Source organism: Bacillus sp. FSL K6-2819, from assembly GCF_038008305.1.
In the GTDB taxonomy this organism is placed as follows: Bacteria; Bacillota; Bacilli; order Bacillales; family Bacillaceae; genus Bacillus; species Bacillus amyloliquefaciens.
Window position 1 is genome coordinate 1,558,568 of sequence record NZ_JBBOYV010000001.1, and the last position, 19,489, is coordinate 1,578,056.

Consider the following 19,489-nt stretch of genomic DNA (forward strand, 5'->3'; position numbering starts at 1 on the left):
ACCCCTCTATGCTCTGGCAGGAGGGGTTTTTTCTTCTTATATACGAATGGAGAGGTGTCACGAGTGAATCAAAAAGCTGTTATTCTCGACGAACAGGCCATCAGACGGGCGCTGACAAGGATAGCCCATGAAATGATTGAACGGAATAAAGGAATGAATGACTGCATTCTTGTAGGGATTAAAACAAGAGGCATTTATTTAGCAAAGCGGCTGGCCGAACGGATTGAGCAGATTGAAGGGAATCCGGTCACCGTGGGAGAAATCGATATTACCCTTTACCGTGACGATCTGACGAAAAAAACGAGCAATGAAGAACCGCTTGTAAAAGGTGCGGACATTCCGGCCGATATTACAGATCAAAAGGTCATTGTGGTTGATGATGTGCTTTATACCGGCCGGACGGTGAGAGCGGCGATGGATGCACTCGTTGATGTCGGGCGGCCGTCATCGATACAGCTTGCCGTGCTTGTCGACAGAGGGCACCGGGAGCTGCCGATCAGAGCGGACTATATCGGGAAAAACATTCCGACCTCAAAAGCTGAAAAAGTGATGGTTCAGCTGAGCGAAGTTGATCAGACTGATATGGTCGCCATTTACGAAAATGAATAATCACCCTTTTTAAATGCATTCCAGAGAGTTTGCGAAGAGGATTTTAAAACACAAAGCCGGGCGGATCGACGCGGCCGGGTTTTGTATGCCTCTTTGCAATAAAAGCAAAGAGGTTTTTTTATACCATTTGAAAGTCAACCGGGAGGAAACACGCCATGAGTAAGAAAAAAGTAAACCTGGGAGTCAGGGACGTCCCCAATCCATTGTCTTGGCTGTCATTCAGCCTGCAGCATTTATTCGCCATGTTCGGCTCAACCATTCTCGTGCCGAAACTGGTCGGGATGAGCCCGGCAGTCGCGCTTGTCACAAGCGGAATCGGAACACTCGCTTACCTCTTGGTGACAAAAGGCCGGATTCCCGCTTATCTCGGCTCATCATTCGCTTTTATCTCACCGATTATCTTGGTGAAAGCGACGGGGGGACCGGGGGCTGCCATGGTCGGCGCTTTCCTGGCGGGAATTGTGTACGGGCTGATCGCGCTCCTTATCAGGCAGCTTGGAACGGGGTGGCTGATGAAGCTGCTGCCGCCGGTGGTCGTAGGGCCGGTCATCATCGTCATCGGACTCGGACTGGCAAGCACAGCCGTCAATATGGCAATGTATGCCGATCCGAATGCGAAAGAACTCGTCTACAGTCTGAGGCATTTCAGTGTAGCCGGTGTCACCTTGGCAATCACCATTATCTGCGCCATCTTTTTACGGGGATTTTTAAGCCTGATCCCGGTATTGATCGGCATTATAGGCGGCTATCTGTTTGCGCTGACACAGGGAATCGTCAATTTCCAGCCGGTCATTGATGCAAAATGGTTCGCCGTTCCTGAATTTATCATACCTTTCAAAGACTATACGCCGTCAGTGACATTGGGCATTGCGGCTGCGATGGTGCCGGTCGCTTTCGTGACGATGTCAGAGCATATCGGCCATCAAATGGTGCTGAGTAAAGTTGTCGGACAGGATTTCATTAAAAAGCCGGGGCTGCACCGCTCCATAATGGGGGACAGTGTTGCGACGATCATCGCTTCGTTAATCGGCGGCCCGCCGACGACAACGTACGGCGAAAACATCGGTGTACTGGCAATTACAAGGGTTTTCAGCGTCTTTGTCATCGGCGGCGCGGGTGTGATTGCGCTGTGCTTCGGATTTATCGGCAAAGTTTCAGCGCTGATCAGCTCTGTTCCGTCCGCAGTTATGGGCGGCGTTTCCTTCCTGCTCTTCGGAATCATCGCCTCCAGCGGCTTGAGAATGCTGATTGACAACAACATTGATTATGAAAACAAGAGAAATTTAATTATCACATCCGTCATCCTCGTGATCGGCGTCGGCGGTGCTTTCATTCAAGTATCAAAAGGCGGGTTTCAAATATCCGGCATGGCGCTTGCGGCAATCGTGGGAGTCATCCTGAACCTTATCCTGCCGCACACAAATGATGAAGACGCGGACGCAGCAGAACAACAAAATCATATGTAAACCTTTTAAAGAAAGTCCAGAGAGGCTTGGAAGGGTTATAACGGGAAGAAGCTGTACGCTGCTTCTCTCTTTAACCGCACCCCGAGTCTGTAGGCCGGGGTGTTTTTTTACGGCCTTCAATCGGAAACGGAGGAGAAAAAAACATGAATCATTTAACGGCGATGTCTGAACTGAGCACGGCTGAAATTACAGAATTGCTGCGTGAGGCAAAAGCGATAAAAGAGGGAACAGAGTGCCCCGATCTCTCGGGAAAATTCGTTGCGAATCTGTTTTTTGAACCAAGCACGAGAACGCGGTTCAGCTTTGAAGTGGCGGAAAAAAAGCTCGGTATGAACGTGCTCAATTTAGACGGCACGAGTACAAGCGTTCAAAAAGGCGAGTCTTTATACGACACGATCAAAACACTGGAAGCAATCGGAGCGGACGCCTGCGTCATCAGGCACAGCACGGATGAATATTACAAGGATCTGACTGGCAAAGTAAATATTCCGATCTTAAATGCGGGCGACGGCTGCGGCCAGCATCCGACCCAATCATTGCTCGATCTAATGACGATTCAAGAGGAATTTGAGAATTTTCAGGGTCTGACCGTTTCCATTCATGGCGATATCAAACACAGCAGGGTGGCAAGGTCAAATGCCGAGGTGCTGACAAGGCTCGGCGCACGCGTGCTGTTTTCTGGTCCGCCGCAATGGCAGGATGAGAACAACTCCTTCGGCACCTGTGTTCAGACGGATGAAGCCATACAAGCTTCAGATGTCGTCATGCTGCTCCGCATTCAAAATGAAAGACATCAGACAGAAGCGGACCAAAAAGGCTACCTGGAAGCATACGGGCTGACCGCAAAGCGTGCGGAAAGCATGAAGCGGCATGCCATCATCATGCATCCCGCACCGGTAAACAGAGGGGTCGAAATTGACACAATATTAGTGGAATCCGGAAAATCACGAATATTTAAACAAATGGAAAATGGTGTGTATATCAGAATGGCAGTCTTAAAAAGAGCACTGCAAACCAATGCGAAAAGGGGAGAAGCGGCTTATGTCTTATCTCATTAAAAACGGCTGGATGTTAAATGAACAGGGAGAAAAAGTGGCGCAGGATATCCGGGTAACAGGAGAAATCATTGCGGAAACCGGCATACTGACGGCAAAAGACGGGGAAACCGTGATCGACGCTTCCGGTCTGTTCGTCTCACCGGGGCTCGTAGACCTTCATGTACACTTCAGAGAACCGGGCGGTGAGAAAAAAGAAACGATTGAAACGGGCTCTAAAGCTGCGGCGCGGGGCGGTTTTACCACTGTCGCCGCCATGCCGAATACAAGGCCCGTGCCGGATACGAAGGAGCAGATGGAATGGCTGCAAAACCGGATCAAAGAAACCTCATCTGTCCGGGTTCTTCCTTACGCTTCGATCACGATCAGACAAACCGGCGAACAAATGACAGATTTTGAGGTGCTTCATGAAGCCGGCGCATTTGCTTTCACCGATGACGGCGTCGGCGTTCAGACTGCCGGAATGATGTATGAAGCAATGAAACGGGCGGCTTCAATGAATAAAGCGATTGTCGCTCATTGTGAGGATAACTCACTGATTTACGGCGGAAGCGTACATGAAGGTGCTTTTTCAAAAGCGAACGGCCTGAATGGCATACCTTCCATTTGTGAAGCGGTACATATCGCTCGTGACGTGCTGCTGGCGGAAGCGGCGGGCTGCCATTACCATGTGTGTCATATCAGCACGAAAGAATCCGTCAGAGCCGTAAGAGACGCAAAAAAAGCGGGAATTCGCGTGACAGCCGAAGTGTCGCCGCACCATCTGCTGCTTTGTGACGAAGATATCCCAGGGCTTGATACCAATTTTAAAATGAATCCGCCGCTTCGCAGCAAAGAGGACAGAGCGGCACTGATTGAAGGGCTATTGGAAGGCACGATTGATTTCATCGCCACTGACCATGCGCCGCATACCGAAGAAGAGAAAAACACGGACATGAAGCTTGCGCCTTTCGGTATCGTCGGTTTAGAAACAGCCTTCCCGCTTCTGTACACACACTTTGTGAAAAGCGGATCGTGGACGCTGAAGCAGCTGGTTGACTTCATGACGAAAAAACCTTGCGAGGCGTTCGGTCTTCCGTACGGAACGCTTGCACCGGGCGCGCCGGCTGACATTACCCTGATCGACCTGGAAAAAGAAGCGGCAATTGACAAAGATACATTTTTATCTAAAGGAAAAAATACGCCATTCAACAAGATGAAGTGCTTCGGCTGGCCTGTCGCAACGATGGCTGGCGGGAAGCTTGCATACGAAGAAGGGAGACTCGTCAAATGAAAAGAAGACTAGTGCTGGAAAATGGAGCGGTATTTGAGGGGGAAGCATTCGGGAGCCTTGAGCATACCGCCGGTGAAGTCGTATTCAATACGGGAATGACCGGTTATCAGGAAATTTTATCAGACCCTTCCTACTGCGGGCAGATCGTGACGCTGACGTATCCTCTGATCGGCAACTACGGGATTAACAGAGATGACTTTGAATCCATTACTCCTTTTGTAAAAGGGCTGATCGTAAAAGAATTGTGCGAGCTGCCATCCAACTGGAGATCGGCTTACACGCTTGATGAGTATTTGAAGATGAAAAATATCCCCGGCTTACAAGGGATTGACACGAGAAAGCTTACAAGAATGATCCGCACGGCAGGTGCATTAAAAGGAACGTTTGCATCATGTGAGGAGAATGTCGAAGCGGTTCTTGCACTTCTGAAAGAAACGGAACTTCCGAGAAATCAAGTCGCTCAAGTATCAGCGAAAACGGCATATCCGAGTCCGGGCCGCGGAAAACGCATCGTACTCGTTGATTTCGGCATGAAGCATGGCATCTTAAGAGAATTAAACAAACGAAAATGTGATGTCATCGTTGTGCCGTACAATGTAACGGCGGAAGAAGTGCTCCAGCTGAAGCCTGACGGCATTATGCTTTCTAACGGACCCGGAGATCCGAAAGATGTGCCGGAAGCCATTGAGATGATAAAAGGCATACTCGGGAAGGTGCCGTTATTCGGAATCTGCCTCGGCCACCAATTATTTGCACTGGCATCAGGAGCGGATACGGAAAAAATGAAATTCGGACACAGGGGCTCCAACCATCCGGTTAAAGAGCTTGCGACCGGGAAAGTCGCTTTAACCGCCCAAAACCACGGATATACAGTCTCTTCTATAGACGAAACAGAGCTTGAAGTGACACATATTGCGATCAATGATCAAACGATCGAAGGACTCAAACATAAAACATTGCCGGCATTTACCGTTCAGTACCACCCTGAAGCTTCACCGGGGCCGGAAGATGCCAATCATTTATTTGACAGATTCATCGACTTGATCGAAACAACTGAGAAAGAAGGGGAAGCGGCATGCCAAAACGCGTAGACATTAAAAAGATATTAGTGATCGGATCAGGCCCGATTATTATCGGACAGGCGGCGGAATTTGATTATGCGGGCACACAAGCGTGTCTGGCTTTAAAAGAAGAAGGTTATGAAGTCATTCTCGTCAATTCAAATCCGGCAACGATTATGACGGATACGGAAATGGCCGACCGGGTATATATCGAACCGCTGACGCCGGAATTTCTCACGCGTATTATCAGAAAAGAACGGCCGGACGCCATCCTGCCGACTTTGGGAGGACAGACAGGGCTGAATCTTGCGGTCGAGCTGTCTGATCTCGGAGTTCTTGCAGAATGCGGAGTGGAAGTGCTCGGCACAAAGCTGTCAGCCATCCAGCAGGCGGAAGATCGCGACTTGTTCCGTACGCTGATGAATGAGCTGAATGAACCGGTGCCCGAAAGTGAGATTATCCGCACTTTGCAGGAAGCCGAGGAATTTGTCAGCCGGATCGGGTTTCCGGTTATCGTCCGCCCCGCTTACACATTAGGCGGAACGGGCGGCGGCATCTGCTCAAATGAAGCGGAATTGAAGGAGATCGTCGAAAACGGATTAAAACTAAGCCCCGTTCATCAATGCCTTTTGGAAAAAAGCATCGCCGGTTACAAAGAGATCGAATATGAAGTCATGAGAGACAGCAGAGATCATGCGATCGTCGTCTGTAACATGGAAAATATCGATCCGGTCGGCATCCATACGGGCGACAGCATCGTCGTTGCTCCGAGTCAGACGTTGAGCGACAGGGAATATCAGCTTTTGCGCAATGTTTCATTAAAGCTGATCCGCGCACTCGGCATAGAAGGCGGCTGTAATGTTCAGCTCGCGCTGGATCCCGACAGCTTCCAATACTACATTATCGAAGTGAATCCGCGGGTGAGCCGCTCATCTGCCCTCGCTTCAAAAGCAACGGGTTACCCGATCGCAAAACTTGCGGCGAAAATCGCAGTCGGGCTTTCTCTTGATGAAATGATGAACCCCGTAACGGGAAAAACATATGCGGCTTTTGAGCCCGCGCTTGACTATGTCGTTTCTAAGATCCCGCGCTGGCCGTTTGATAAATTTGAATCGGCAAACCGCAGACTCGGAACACAAATGAAAGCGACCGGAGAGGTCATGGCCATCGGACGCACCCTTGAAGAATCACTGTTAAAGGCAGTCCGCTCACTGGAAGCCGATGTCTATCATCTCGAACTGAAGGATGCGGAAGAGATTTCTGACGGGCTTTTGGAAAAACGGATCAGAAAGGCCGGAGACGAACGGCTGTTTTACCTCGCTGAAGCTTTCAGAAGAGGCTACACGGTAGAGCAGCTTCATGAGTTTTCCGCAATTGACGTTTTCTTTTTGCACAAGCTCTATAAGCTGGTCGCCTTTGAAACAAAGCTGAAAGCGGAAAAAGGCAGCCTCGCCGTCCTTCAGACAGCGAAGGAACTCGGCTTTTCCGACAAATATATCAGCCGGGAATGGAACATGCCGGAACAAGAGCTGTATCAAATGCGAAAAGAAGCAGCCATCAAGCCTGTATATAAAATGGTGGACACATGCGCGGCGGAATTCGAATCAGAAACTCCGTACTTCTACAGCACATATGAGGAAGAAAATGAGTCTGAGGTTACACCAAGAAAAAGTGTCGTCGTCCTAGGCTCAGGTCCGATCCGCATCGGACAGGGCGTCGAATTTGACTATGCGACCGTTCATTCTGTCTGGGCGATCAAGCAGGCAGGCTATGAAGCGATTATTATCAACAACAACCCTGAGACGGTGTCCACTGATTTCAGCATATCAGACAAGCTGTATTTTGAACCGCTGACGGTTGAAGATGTCATGCACATCATCGATTTGGAACAGCCGGAAGGAGTTGTCGTCCAATTCGGCGGCCAGACGGCGATCAACCTTGCGGAAGAATTAAGCGCCCGCGGCGTCAAAATCCTCGGCACATCACTTGAGGATTTAGACCGTGCGGAAGACAGGGATAAGTTTGAGCAGGCGCTTGAGGCGCTGAATGTGCCGCAGCCGCTCGGAAAAACCGCTGTATCGGTGAGCGAAGCGGTCAAAATTGCCGCATCCATCGGCTATCCGGTTCTTGTCCGCCCTTCATACGTGCTCGGCGGCCGGGCGATGGAAATCGTCTATCATGAAGAAGAGCTGCTTCACTATATGAAAAACGCGGTCAAAATCAACCCGCAGCATCCGGTGTTAATCGACCGTTATCTGACGGGAAAAGAAATCGAAGTCGATGCCGTATCTGACGGCGAAACAGTCGTCATCCCGGGAATTATGGAGCATATCGAGCGGGCCGGCGTCCATTCAGGAGATTCAATTGCCGTCTATCCGCCTCAGTCTTTAAGCGAAGACATTAAGAAAAAAATCGAACAATACACTGTAGCTTTGGCAAAAGGACTCAACATCATCGGCTTGCTGAACATCCAGTTCGTACTGTCGCAAGGTGAAGTGTACGTGCTCGAAGTAAATCCGCGGTCAAGCAGAACCGTGCCGTTCTTAAGCAAAATCACAAAGATTCCGATGGCGAATCTGGCGACAAAGGTCATTCTCGGCCAAAAGCTTGCTGATTTCGGCTACAAAGAAGGGCTGCAGCCTGAACAGCAGGGGGTATTCGTGAAAGCGCCTGTCTTCTCATTCGCGAAGCTGAGAAGAGTGGATATTACATTAGGGCCTGAAATGAAATCGACGGGAGAGGTCATGGGCAAAGATTCAACCCTGGAAAAAGCGCTCTACAAAGCGCTGATTGCCTCTGGCATTCAAATCCCGAATTACGGCTCAGTGCTATTGACCGTTGCCGATAAAGATAAAGAAGAAGGACTTATGATCGCGAAGCGGTTCCACGCAATCGGCTATAACATCTTGGCGACGGAAGGAACGGCGGCTTATTTGAAAGACGCCCGGATTCCGGCTCAGGTCGTCGGGAAAATCGGCGAAGAAGGAAAAAATCTCATCGACGTCATCAGAAACGGTGAAGCGCAATTTGTCATCAATACGCTGACAAAAGGCAAACAGCCGGCCAGAGACGGCTTCAGAATCCGCCGTGAATCCGTTGAGAACGGAGTCGCCTGCCTGACATCTTTAGATACGGCCGAAGCCATTTTGCGGGTATTGGAAAGCATGACTTTCTGTGCGGATCATATGCCTGCATCTGAAACCAATCAAAAGGCGGCTGTCACGATATGAAAAAAGCGCATTTGACTGTTCAATCCAATTCGGAAATTGCCGACCAGATCTATAAGATGGTGCTGAAAGGAGAACTTGTCCGGCACTTTACCGAGCCGGGACAATTTCTTCATTTAAAGGTGAGTGACGCGGTCACGCCGCTTTTAAGAAGGCCGCTCAGCATTGCGGACGTCGATTTCGCCGTGAATGAAGTATCCGTTATCTACAGAACTGACGGTGAGGGAACGCGTCTTTTGTCCGAGAAAAAAGAGGGCAGCATGATTGACGTTCTCGGCCCTCTCGGCAACGGATTCCCCGTCCGGCGGATTGAACCCGGCAAAACCGCGCTGTTAGTCGGAGGCGGAGTCGGGGTTCCGCCTTTGCAGGAACTGTCAAAGCGCCTGACGGAAAAAGGCGTAAACGTCATTCACGTGCTTGGGTTTCAATCAGCAAAGGATGTTTTTTATGAACAGGAATGTCTCGCGTACGGAGACACCTATGTGGCAACGGCTGACGGGACATATGGAGAAAAAGGATTTGTCACTGACATCATCCGCGAAAAGCAGCTCGAATTCGATGTCCTGCTCAGCTGCGGTCCGACACCGATGCTGAAAGCACTGAAGCAGCAGTACGGCCATAAAGAGGTTTATCTCTCGATGGAGGAGCGGATGGGCTGCGGCATAGGGGCCTGCTTCGCCTGCGTGTGCCGTACGGGCGAAAGCGATACATCATATGTGAAAGTCTGCCTTGACGGGCCGGTATTTAAAGCTGAGGAGGTGGCGCTGTAATGTTAGAGGTGAATTTGCCGGGTCTCCGATTGAAAAACCCGATCATCCCCGCTTCCGGATGTTTCGGTTTCGGAAAGGAATATGCCGGATTTTATGATTTATCATGCCTCGGAGGCATCATGATTAAAGCCACTACGAACGAAGCGCGTTTCGGAAATCCGACACCGAGAGTGGCGGAGACAAGCGCGGGAATGCTGAATGCCATCGGCCTGCAAAATCCCGGACTTGAGCATGTACTCAAACATGAGCTGCCTTGGCTTGAACAGTTTGACACGCCGATTATCGCAAACGTCGCCGGTTCTCAGGTGGAAGACTATAAAGAAGTGGCCGAGCACATCAGCAAAGCGCCGAATGTGCATGCGCTTGAACTTAACATTTCGTGTCCGAATGTCAAAACGGGCGGGATTGCTTTTGGCACTGATCCCGCCATGGCGGCCGATCTGACAAAAGCGGTGAAAGAAGTTTCCGCAGTGCCTGTATATGTGAAGCTTTCGCCTAATGTCGCCAACATAACCGAAATTGCCAAGGCGATTGAAGCAGCCGGTGCTGACGGCCTGACGATGATTAATACACTCGTCGGGATGAGGCTCGATCTTAAGACAGGACGGCCGATTTTAGCAAATAAAACGGGCGGACTGTCAGGCCCGGCAATCAAACCGGTCGCCATCCGGATGGTATACGAAGTCAGCCAGGCCGTTCAAATTCCGATTATCGGGATGGGCGGCGTCCAGACCGCGGAGGATGCACTGGAATTTCTTCTTGCCGGGGCGAGTGCTGTTGCAGTCGGCACGGCAAACTTCGTCAATCCGTTTGTCTGCCCGGAAATCATAGAACAGCTCCCTCGTGTGCTGCGCCAATACGGCTTTCAATCTGTAAGTGAATGCATCGGAAGGAGCTGGAAGCATGAAAAACAACCTGCCCATCATCGCGCTTGATTTTGCATCAGGGGAAGAGACTTTAGCGTTTTTAGATTTGTTTGAAAAGGAAAGGCTGTTTGTCAAAACGGGGATGGAACTTTTTTATCAGGAAGGCCCGGCCATCATTCACCAATTAAAAGAACGGAATTGTGACATATTTTTAGATTTGAAGCTTCACGATATTCCGACTACAGTCAATAAAGCGATGAAACGGCTTGCCGGCCTCGGCGTTGATCTCGTCAATGTCCATGCAGCGGGAGGCGCACGGATGATGCGCGCGGCTCTAGAAGGGCTTGAAGAGGGCACGCCGAGAGGCAAAAAACGCCCGTCTTTAATTGCAGTCACCCAGCTGACCAGCACTTCAGAGCAGATGGCGAAGGAAGAGCTTCTGCTGCAAAAGCCGCTTTTAGAAACGGTTGTTCATTACGGAAAAATGGCGGAAGAGTGCGGGCTGGACGGAGTGGTATGTTCGGTTCATGAAACAAAAGCCATTTATGAAGCGGTCCGGCCGTCATTTCTGACAGTCACGCCCGGCATCCGCACCGCTAGTGACGCATCTGACGATCAAGTCCGGACGGCGACTCCGTCATTTGCGAAAGAAAACGGCTCGTCAGCCATTGTCGTGGGCCGCTCAATTACAAAAGCGGAAAATCCCGTTAAAGCATATGAAGCAATTAAACTGGAATGGGAGGGTGTTCGCCGATGAAACAAGCTATCGCAAAACATCTATTACACATTGAAGCTGTCTTTTTACGTCCGAATGAGCCATTTACTTGGGCGAGCGGCATTTTATCACCGATCTATTGTGACAACCGTCTGACATTGTCGTATCCGGAAGTGAGAAATGACGTGGCGGACGGGCTCAGCAAACTGCTGAAAGAGCATTTCCCCGAAGCGGAGATGATCGCCGGAACTGCAACGGCAGGCATTCCGCACGCTGCGCTTCTCGCAGACCGTACTGGCGCGCCGATGTGCTACGTCAGAAGCAAGCCGAAAGCGCACGGCAAAGGAAATCAAATAGAAGGCGCCGTTAAAAAAGGGCAAAAAACAGTCGTGATTGAAGACTTGATTTCTACCGGAGGCAGCGTGCTCGAAGCTGCGGCGGCCCTTCAAAAAGAGGGTGCGGAAGTCCTCGGCGTCATCTCCATTTTTACATACGGACTGCCGAAAGCAAGAGAAGCCTTTAAAAAAGCGGGTCTGCCGTATTACTCATTAACGGATTATGACACGCTGATTGAAGTGGCGCTAGAAAACGGAACGATTCATTCAGATGACGTTGAGAAACTGAAATCATGGAAACAGAATCCCGAGTCAAAAGATTGGTTTAAAAAATAATAATAATAAAAACAGGCCTCAGGGCCTGTTTTTATTATTCCTATCAAAAAACTCGGGTTGACTTCTGTTAGAATTGTGCTAAAATTTAGTACAAATCTAAAAAGCTTATCAAGAGCGGCTGAGGGACTGGACCGATGACGCCCGGCAACCTGCATGTATTGCAAGGTGCCGCATCCAGAAAAATGCACAGCATTTTGAAGATAAGGGCTATATCGGGTCACTGTCTTTCATTCCGCTGGATTGAAAGTTTTTTTATGAAAAAAAGATTGAGGGATAAGACAACCGGCAGAAAACAACAGCTGTTTGATTGTCTCCGGGAGGAGGAAAGAAAAAATGCTAACGTATGACACATGGGAAGAACCGGCGATTACATTTCCGGAAGACGATTCCTATAAAGGCGCGCTATCCGTTTTAAAATGGGCGTACGGCCACTACGGAGACCAGCTTGTTTACGCGTGCAGCTTCGGGATTGAGGGCATCGTCCTGATCGATTTGATTTCTAAAGTGAAAAAAGACGCGGAAATCGTGTTTCTCGATACGGGCCTTCACTTTAAAGAAACCTATGAAACGATCGAAAAAGTGAAAGAACGTTATCCGGGACTTAACATCATCCTGAAACAGCCCGGCCTTACGCTTGAGGAACAGGCCGAGGCTCACGGGGATAAACTATGGGAAAGAGAACCGAACCAGTGCTGCTTCATCAGAAAAATTCTGCCGTTAAGAGAAGCGCTCGCCGGGCGTCCGGCATGGCTGTCAGGCCTTCGCCGCGATCAAGGGCCGAGCCGGGCGAATACGAATTTCCTGAATAAAGACGACAAGTTTCAATCAATTAAAGTCTGCCCGCTGATCCATTGGACATGGAAAGACATCTGGAGATATACATCCAAGCATGAGCTGGATTACAATATCCTTCATGATCAGGGCTATCCGAGCATCGGCTGTGAACCGTGCACTTCACCTGCGTTTACCGCAGAAGATTTGCGCAGCGGCAGATGGAACGGCATGGCGAAAACAGAATGCGGACTGCATGAATAAAGGAGCTGCAAGATGGAATTAGCCGCTATTTTATTCAGCCTGTTTTTTGCCATGAATATCGGAGCCAGCGGAGCCGCAGCTTCAATGGGAGTCGCTTACGGGTCAGGCGCCGTTAAAAAGAAAACGTATGCGCTGATCATCTGCGCAGCCGGCGTCCTGTCAGGGGCGGTTATCGGCGGCGGAGAAGTCGTTAAGACGATCAGCGGCGGAATCATTCCCGAACAGACAATTACGCTCACCATCGTCTGCATTATTATCGGGGCGGCGGCGCTATCGTTATTCACGGCGAATGTGCTCGGCATTCCGCTGTCGACGAGTGAGGTCACTGTCGGAGCGATTGTCGGTGTCGGCGTCGCATACAAAGTGTTGTTTTTACAGCATCTTCTGGTGATCGTGATCTTTTGGGTGCTTGTTCCGTTTGTCGCATTCTGTTTCACGTTTCTCGTATCGAAGGTATTCAGTTATCTGAATATTCGGGTCGTTTCGAATCGGAAACAGAAGATTTTGGGGATTGTGCTGCTTGTTGCGGGGTTTTGGGAAGCTTTTTCAGCCGGAATGAACAACGTCGCAAATGCGGTAGGCCCGTTGGTTGCGGCCGGCGTGCTCAGCGTGTCCAAAGGGACGCTGTACGGAGGCGTATTTGTCGCTCTCGGCGCTCTGCTATTAGGACGCAAAGTGCTTGAAACCAACGGAAAAAAGATTACGAGATTTTCAGCCGGCGAAGGCATCCTGCTTTCCGGAACCGGCGCGGGGCTTGTCATTATCAGTTCCGTCTTCGGTCTGCCTGTCCCTTTGGCGCAGGTGACATCATCATCAATTATCGGTATCGGAATGGCCAAAAACGGGCCGAACGTTTTTCATAAAGAAGTCGTAAAAACGATGCTCAAAGTATGGGTCGTTTCCCCGTTCTTGTCACTGTCGATTTCGTATCTGCTTGTCTCACTGCTGTTAAAAGGAGATTACTATTCCATCTTTATGATGGCCAGCGTGCTTTTGGCATTTGGCGGAGCCGCCAGTCTGATGAAAGCCATCCGAAAAGAGAAACGCTCTGTCCATGAACAAGGCGGGGGCATCTAACTATTAATCTGAGTTTATTTATCTGTTAACTGGGAGGAATAATGAATTATGAGTTTAGCACCGCACGGAGGCACATTAATTAATCGGGTGAATGAGCAGTATGATCTTACATCCGTTCAAAAAGAAATTGAGCTTGATTTGATTTCGTTCGCTGATTTAGAACTGATCGGAATCGGGGGCTACAGCCCGATTGAAGGATTTTTCACAGAAAAAGATTACGTGTCAGTCGTAGAAAATATGCGATTGGCATCCGGTGCCGTCTGGTCTTTGCCGATCACGCTTCCGGTCGATTCGGAAAAAGCGGCTGAGCTTGCCGTCGGAGACACCGTGAAACTGACTTACGGCGGAGAAACATACGGCGTCGTGGACATCGAAGATATTTATACGCCGGATAAACAAAAAGAAGCCGTTCACGTATATAAAACCAATGATGCCGCGCACCCCGGCGTGAAAAAACTATTTTCACGCGGCGATACGTATGTCGGCGGGCCGATCACATTAATTAAAAAAGCGTCAAAGCAGTTTCCGGAGTTTACGTTTGAACCTGCTGAAACGAGACGAAGCTTCGAAGAAAAAGGCTGGAAAACCATCGTCGGTTTCCAAACGAGAAATCCGGTTCACCGCGCTCACGAATATATCCAGAAAACCGCTCTTGAGACGGTTGACGGCTTGTTTTTGAACCCGCTCGTCGGTGAAACAAAATCAGATGACATTCCGGCGGATGTCAGAATGGAAAGCTACCAGGTGCTGCTCGATCATTATTATCCGAAAGACCGCGTTTTCCTCGGCGTATTTTTGGCGGCCATGCGGTATGCGGGACCGAGAGAAGCCATTTTCCACGCGCTTGTCCGCAAAAACTACGGCTGTACGCATTTTATCGTCGGCCGCGATCACGCCGGCGTCGGTGATTACTACGGCACATATGAAGCGCAAGAGCTGTTTGATCAATTTACAGCGGAGGAGCTCGGGATTACACCGATGAAATTCGAGCACAGCTTCTTCTGCCAAAAATGCGGCAACATGGGAACGGCCAAAACATGTCCGCATGACAGAGAAGACCACGTCATTCTGTCAGGAACAAAGGTCAGAGAAATGCTGAGAAGCGGCGTCATGCCGCCGGCGGAATTCAGCCGTCCCGAAGTTGTCGAGGTGTTAATTAAAGGGATGAAAACGAAAGAAGAAGCAGGCGTTTCTTAAGGAGGAAAAAAGAGTGACAAATCGTGATATCGTATGGCATGAAGCTTCAATAACGAAAGAAGAATACCAGCAGAAAAATAAGCATAAAAGCTCTATCCTCTGGCTGACGGGTTTGAGCGGCTCAGGGAAATCCACGATTGCAAACGCAGCAGCGCGCGAACTGTTTGAACAAGGCTATCAGGTCATTGTGCTTGATGGCGATAACATCCGCCACGGTTTAAACAAGGACTTAGGCTTTTCTGATGATGACCGCAAGGAAAATATACGCCGAATCGGGGAAGTGGCAAAGCTTTTCGTTCAGCAGGGCACCATTGTCATTACAGCCTTTATTTCTCCGTTCCGTGAGGACAGAGATCAGGTGAGAGAGCTCGTGGCAGAAGGCGAATTTAATGAAATTTACGTGAAATGCGACCTCGATATATGTGAAAAGCGCGATCCGAAAGGTTTATATAAAAAAGCAAGAAACGGTGAAATCCCGTTCTTTACGGGGATCGACTCACCGTATGAAGAGCCGAAAGCGCCTGAGCTGGTACTTGATTCAGGCAAATATGAACGTGAGGAATGCACCGGCAGACTGATTGATTTTGTGAAAAACAGCTTAGCATAATAAGTCCAAAAAGGCCGCGCAATCAGCCGGATATCCCCGCGAATGGCGGGATATGGTAAAATAGCTGAAGTGCGGCCTCGCGGCTGTTCTGAGAAGATGTCAAAACGGATCGGGGAGACATGCTATGGGGAAAGTATTTATCGTTGGAGCCGGTCCGGGAGATCCGGACTTATTAACGGTGAAGGCAATGAAAGCCATACAGAAAGCGGACGTTATTTTATATGACAGATTGGTAAACAAAGAGATTTTACAGTATGCAAGAGAAGGAGCGGACCTGATTTACTGCGGCAAGCTCCCGGATTTTCACATAATGAAGCAGGATACGATCAACCGTTTCCTCGTGAAGTATGCGAAAAAGGGAAAAACCGTTGTAAGGCTCAAGGGGGGCGACCCGTTTGTTTTCGGCCGCGGGGGCGAAGAAGCGGAGGCTCTCGCGCAAAACGCCATTCCGTTTGAGATCGTTCCCGGCATTACATCAGGAATTGCGGCAGCTGCTTACGCCGGCATACCAGTGACGCACAGGGAGGCGAGCTCCAATGTCGCTTTCGTTACAGGACATTATAAACAAGAAGACGACTTTGAAGAAAAATGGAAAGCGCTGGCGACGGGCATTGATACGCTGGTGATTTATATGGGAATTAAAAATATCCGGCAGATTGAAAGAATGCTGCTGGAAAACGGCAGAGACGGCGGCACCCCGGCAGCCTTTATTCACTGGGGGACGACGGACAGGCAAAAAACAGTCGTCTGCACCGTCAGCACACTTTCAGACACAGTGATAAAAGAAGAGATCAAAAACCCGAGCTTAATTGTCATCGGTGATGTCGTCAATTATCACTGTAAGCTGGACTGGTTTGAATCTGAACTGAAAAATCTGGATCTGAGCGAGGCGTTGTAAATGAAGCAGGCGATTTTATACATCGGGCACGGAAGCCGGCTGAAAGAAGCGCAGACAGAGTCGGCGGCATTTTTAAAAGGGTGCAGGCCGCACGCAGACGCTCCCATTCAGGAAATCTGTTTTTTAGAACTGCAGGAACCGTCTATTGAAGCGGGATTTGAAGCATGTGTCAAACAAGGCGCCACTCATATTGCCGCAGTGCCTTTGCTCTTGTTGACCGCTGCCCACGCAAAACATGATATCCCGGCTGAAATCGCCCGCGCAGCGGCCCGGAATCCCGATATAAAAGTGACATACGGCGTTCCGATCGGAGTGGATGATGAAGTCGTAAAAGCGGTCCATCATCGCATTGAGGATACCGGAGTGCCGATTGAGCAGGCGAAAGTGGTGCTGATCGGAAGAGGAAGCAGAGATCCGGCGGTTAAACATGCCGTCAGTGAGATTGCCGGAAAACTTGAGGCGATCACATCTGTTAAAGAAGTCATTCCTTGTTTTTTAACAGCCTGTGATCCGCACTATAAAGAAGTGTTTACCAGCCTTAGAGTCGATGACGGAGCACCCGTTTTTATCGTCCCGTATCTTTTGTTTACCGGGCTTTTGATGACTGAGATTGAACGGGAAGTCCAAAAGCTTCAAGCGGTCAATCGGAATGTGCATCTCGCTTCATACTTAGGTTTTCACCCGCATATTAAGCAGGCGTTTTTGAACCGTGTGACAGAAGCTGTTCGAAACCCCGGCGGGCGGTTTGATTTTAAGGGGGGACAGTATGCTGCCTCTTCACATTAATCTCAGCGGAAAAAGAATCATCATTGCTGGCGGGGGCAATGTTGCATTAAGAAGGCTGAAAACGGTGCTTCCGGAAGGCGCTGATATTACCGTGATCAGTCCTGAGGCCCTGCCTGAAATTAAAAAGCTGGCGGATGAAGGACGCATCCGCTGGATTCCCCGGAGAATTGAAATGAAAGATCTCAAGCCCGCTTTTTTCATTATTGCCGCGACAAATGACCGAGGCGTGAATCAGGAGATAGCCGCAAACGCTTCTGAAACGCAGCTGGTCAACTGTGTAAGCAAGGCTGAACAAGGCAGCGTATATATGCCGAAGATCATCCGCAAAGGGCGCATTCAAGTATCAGTATCAACAAGCGGGGCAAGCCCCGCACATACGAAAAGACTGGCTGAAAACATTGAGCCTTTGATGACTGATGATTTGGCTGAAGAAGTGGATCGATTGTTTGAGAAAAGAAGAAGACCATAAAAATACCTTGTCTGTCATCAGACAGGGTATTTTTTATGCTGTCCAGACTGTCCGCTGTGTAAAAAATAGGAATAAAGGGGGGTTGTTATTATTTTACTGATATGTAAAATATAATTTGTATAAGAAAATGAGAGGGAGAGAAAAATGATTCAAAAACGAAAGCGGACAGTTTCGTTCAGACTTGTGCTTATGTGCACGCTGTTATTTGTCAGTTTGCCGATTACAAAAACATCAGCCGTAAATGGCACGCTGATGCAGTATTTTGAATGGTATACGCCGAACGACGGCCAGCATTGGAAACGATTGCAGAATGATGCGGAACATTTATCGGATATCGGAATCACTGCCGTCTGGATTCCTCCCGCATACAAAGGAACGAGCCAATCCGATAACGGATACGGACCTTATGATTTGTATGATTTAGGAGAATTCCAGCAAAAAGGGACGGTCAGAACGAAATACGGCACAAAATCAGAGCTTCAAGATGCGATCGGCTCACTGCATTCCCGGAACGTCCAAGTATACGGAGATGTGGTTTTGAATCATAAGGCTGGTGCTGATGCAACAGAAGATGTAACTGCCGTCGAAGTCAATCCGGCCAATAGAAATCAGGAAACTTCGGGGGAATATCAAATCAAAGCGTGGACGGATTTTCGTTTTCCGGGCCGTGGAAACACGTACAGTGATTTTAAATGGCATTGGTATCATTTCGACGGAGCGGACTGGGATGAATCCCGGAAGATCAGCCGCATCTTTAAGTTTCGTGGGGAAGGAAAAGCGTGGGATTGGGAAGTATCAAGTGAAAACGGCAACTATGACTATTTAATGTATGCTGATGTTGACTACGACCACCCTGATGTCGTGGCAGAGACAAAAAAATGGGGTATCTGGTATGCGAATGAACTGTCATTAGACGGCTTCCGTATTGATGCCGCCAAACATATTAAATTTTCATTTCTGCGTGATTGGGTTCAGGCGGTCAGACAGGCGACGGGAAAAGAAATGTTTACGGTTGCGGAGTATTGGCAGAATAATGCCGGGAAACTCGAAAACTACTTGAATAAAACAAGCTTTAATCAATCCGTGTTTGATGTTCCGCTTCATTTCAATTTACAGGCGGCTTCCTCACAAGGAGGCGGATATGATATGAGGCGTTTGCTGGACGGTACCGTTGTGTCCGAGCATCCGGAAAAGGCGGTTACATTTGTTGAAAATCATGACACACAGCCGGGACAGTCATTGGAATCGACAGTCCAAACTTGGTTTAAACCGCTTGCATACGCCTTTATTTTGACAAGAGAATCCGGTTATCCTCAGGTGTTCTATGGGGATATGTACGGGACAAAAGGGACATCGCCAAAGGAAATTCCCTCACTGAAAGATAAGATAGAGCCGATTTTAAAAGCGCGTAAGGAGTACGCATACGGGCCCCAGCACGATTATATTGACCACCCGGATGTGATCGGATGGACGAGGGAAGGTGACAGCTCCGCCGCCAAATCAGGTTTGGCCGCTTTAATCACGGACGGACCCGGCGGATCAAAGCGGATGTATGCCGGCCTGAAAAATGCCGGCGAGACATGGTATGACATAACGGGCAACCGTTCAGATACTGTAAAAATCGGATCTGACGGCTGGGGAGAGTTTCATGTAAACGGAGGGTCCGTCTCCATTTATGTTCAGAAATAAGGTAATAAAAAAACACCT

General features: G+C 49.2%; 18 protein-coding genes and 1 riboswitch. All 18 genes read left to right on the forward strand.

Annotated elements, in window-relative coordinates:
* Positions 1–63: 63 nt before the first annotated feature.
* The 18 genes from pyrR (at position 64) to amyS (ending at position 19,471) form a co-directional block, all read left to right on the forward strand.
* Positions 64–609 carry a bifunctional pyrimidine operon transcriptional regulator/uracil phosphoribosyltransferase gene (gene pyrR, locus MHH91_RS08230; RefSeq protein ID WP_003154392.1) on the forward strand — a complete coding sequence of 182 codons (546 nt, stop codon included), beginning with the start codon at positions 64–66 and terminating at the stop codon, positions 607–609.
* A 155-nt stretch (positions 610–764) separates the two neighbouring features.
* A complete protein-coding gene (gene pyrP / locus MHH91_RS08235; RefSeq protein WP_013352192.1) occupies positions 765–2,075 on the forward strand; it encodes a uracil permease PyrP in 1,311 nt (436 codons plus the stop codon).
* A gap of 143 nt (positions 2,076–2,218) precedes the next feature.
* Complete coding sequence (locus tag MHH91_RS08240; protein WP_014471818.1) at positions 2,219–3,133, forward strand: aspartate carbamoyltransferase catalytic subunit; 915 nt, start codon at positions 2,219–2,221, stop codon at positions 3,131–3,133.
* Positions 3,117–4,403, forward strand: coding sequence for a dihydroorotase (locus tag MHH91_RS08245; protein WP_013352194.1), 1,287 nt, complete (start codon positions 3,117–3,119; stop codon positions 4,401–4,403). The genes MHH91_RS08240 and MHH91_RS08245 overlap by 17 nt, the downstream gene beginning before the upstream one ends.
* Positions 4,400–5,494, forward strand: coding sequence for a carbamoyl phosphate synthase small subunit (locus MHH91_RS08250; protein WP_013352195.1), 1,095 nt, complete (start codon positions 4,400–4,402; stop codon positions 5,492–5,494). The genes MHH91_RS08245 and MHH91_RS08250 overlap by 4 nt, the downstream gene beginning before the upstream one ends.
* Positions 5,479–8,694 carry a carbamoyl-phosphate synthase (glutamine-hydrolyzing) large subunit gene (gene carB / locus MHH91_RS08255; RefSeq protein ID WP_013352196.1) on the forward strand — a complete coding sequence of 1,072 codons (3,216 nt, stop codon included), beginning with the start codon at positions 5,479–5,481 and terminating at the stop codon, positions 8,692–8,694. Before MHH91_RS08250 ends, carB begins: the two co-directional genes overlap by 16 nt.
* Entirely contained in the window at positions 8,691–9,461 is a 771-nt protein-coding gene (locus MHH91_RS08260) for a dihydroorotate dehydrogenase electron transfer subunit (RefSeq protein ID WP_013352197.1), read from the forward strand. The genes carB and MHH91_RS08260 overlap by 4 nt, the downstream gene beginning before the upstream one ends.
* Positions 9,461–10,396: a dihydroorotate dehydrogenase gene (locus tag MHH91_RS08265; RefSeq protein WP_013352198.1), complete on the forward strand. Its 936-nt coding sequence runs from the start codon at positions 9,461–9,463 to the stop codon at positions 10,394–10,396. Before MHH91_RS08260 ends, MHH91_RS08265 begins: the two co-directional genes overlap by 1 nt.
* Positions 10,365–11,084 carry an orotidine-5'-phosphate decarboxylase gene (gene pyrF, locus MHH91_RS08270; RefSeq protein WP_013352199.1) on the forward strand — a complete coding sequence of 240 codons (720 nt, stop codon included), beginning with the start codon at positions 10,365–10,367 and terminating at the stop codon, positions 11,082–11,084. The genes MHH91_RS08265 and pyrF overlap by 32 nt, the downstream gene beginning before the upstream one ends.
* Positions 11,081–11,713, forward strand: a complete 633-nt coding sequence (pyrE, locus tag MHH91_RS08275) for an orotate phosphoribosyltransferase (RefSeq protein ID WP_013352200.1) — start codon at positions 11,081–11,083, stop codon at positions 11,711–11,713. The genes pyrF and pyrE overlap by 4 nt, the downstream gene beginning before the upstream one ends.
* Positions 11,714–11,815: 102 nt before the next feature.
* Positions 11,816–11,920, forward strand: a riboswitch (SAM riboswitch).
* Between the two features lie 126 nt (positions 11,921–12,046).
* Positions 12,047–12,748, forward strand: a complete 702-nt coding sequence (locus tag MHH91_RS08280; RefSeq protein WP_013352201.1) for a phosphoadenylyl-sulfate reductase — start codon at positions 12,047–12,049, stop codon at positions 12,746–12,748.
* A gap of 12 nt (positions 12,749–12,760) precedes the next feature.
* Positions 12,761–13,825 (forward strand): inorganic phosphate transporter, encoded by a 1,065-nt coding sequence (locus MHH91_RS08285; RefSeq protein WP_013352202.1) that lies wholly within the window; start codon positions 12,761–12,763, stop codon positions 13,823–13,825.
* 48 nt (positions 13,826–13,873) lie between these two features.
* Complete coding sequence (gene sat / locus MHH91_RS08290; RefSeq protein WP_013352203.1) at positions 13,874–15,022, forward strand: sulfate adenylyltransferase; 1,149 nt, start codon at positions 13,874–13,876, stop codon at positions 15,020–15,022.
* Positions 15,023–15,035: 13 nt separating this feature from the next.
* The gene (gene cysC / locus MHH91_RS08295) at positions 15,036–15,629 is read left to right on the forward strand and encodes an adenylyl-sulfate kinase (protein ID WP_013352204.1); all 594 of its coding nucleotides are present in this window, start codon (positions 15,036–15,038) and stop codon (positions 15,627–15,629) included.
* A gap of 124 nt (positions 15,630–15,753) precedes the next feature.
* Positions 15,754–16,527 (forward strand): uroporphyrinogen-III C-methyltransferase, encoded by a 774-nt coding sequence (gene cobA, locus MHH91_RS08300; protein WP_013352205.1) that lies wholly within the window; start codon positions 15,754–15,756, stop codon positions 16,525–16,527.
* A complete protein-coding gene (locus tag MHH91_RS08305; protein WP_013352206.1) occupies positions 16,528–17,313 on the forward strand; it encodes a sirohydrochlorin chelatase in 786 nt (261 codons plus the stop codon).
* Positions 17,294–17,782 (forward strand): precorrin-2 dehydrogenase/sirohydrochlorin ferrochelatase family protein, encoded by a 489-nt coding sequence (locus tag MHH91_RS08310; RefSeq protein WP_013352207.1) that lies wholly within the window; start codon positions 17,294–17,296, stop codon positions 17,780–17,782. Before MHH91_RS08305 ends, MHH91_RS08310 begins: the two co-directional genes overlap by 20 nt.
* Before the next feature lie 144 nt (positions 17,783–17,926).
* Complete coding sequence (amyS, locus tag MHH91_RS08315) at positions 17,927–19,471, forward strand: alpha-amylase (RefSeq protein WP_014470419.1); 1,545 nt, start codon at positions 17,927–17,929, stop codon at positions 19,469–19,471.
* The last annotated feature ends 18 nt before the right edge of the window (positions 19,472–19,489 follow it).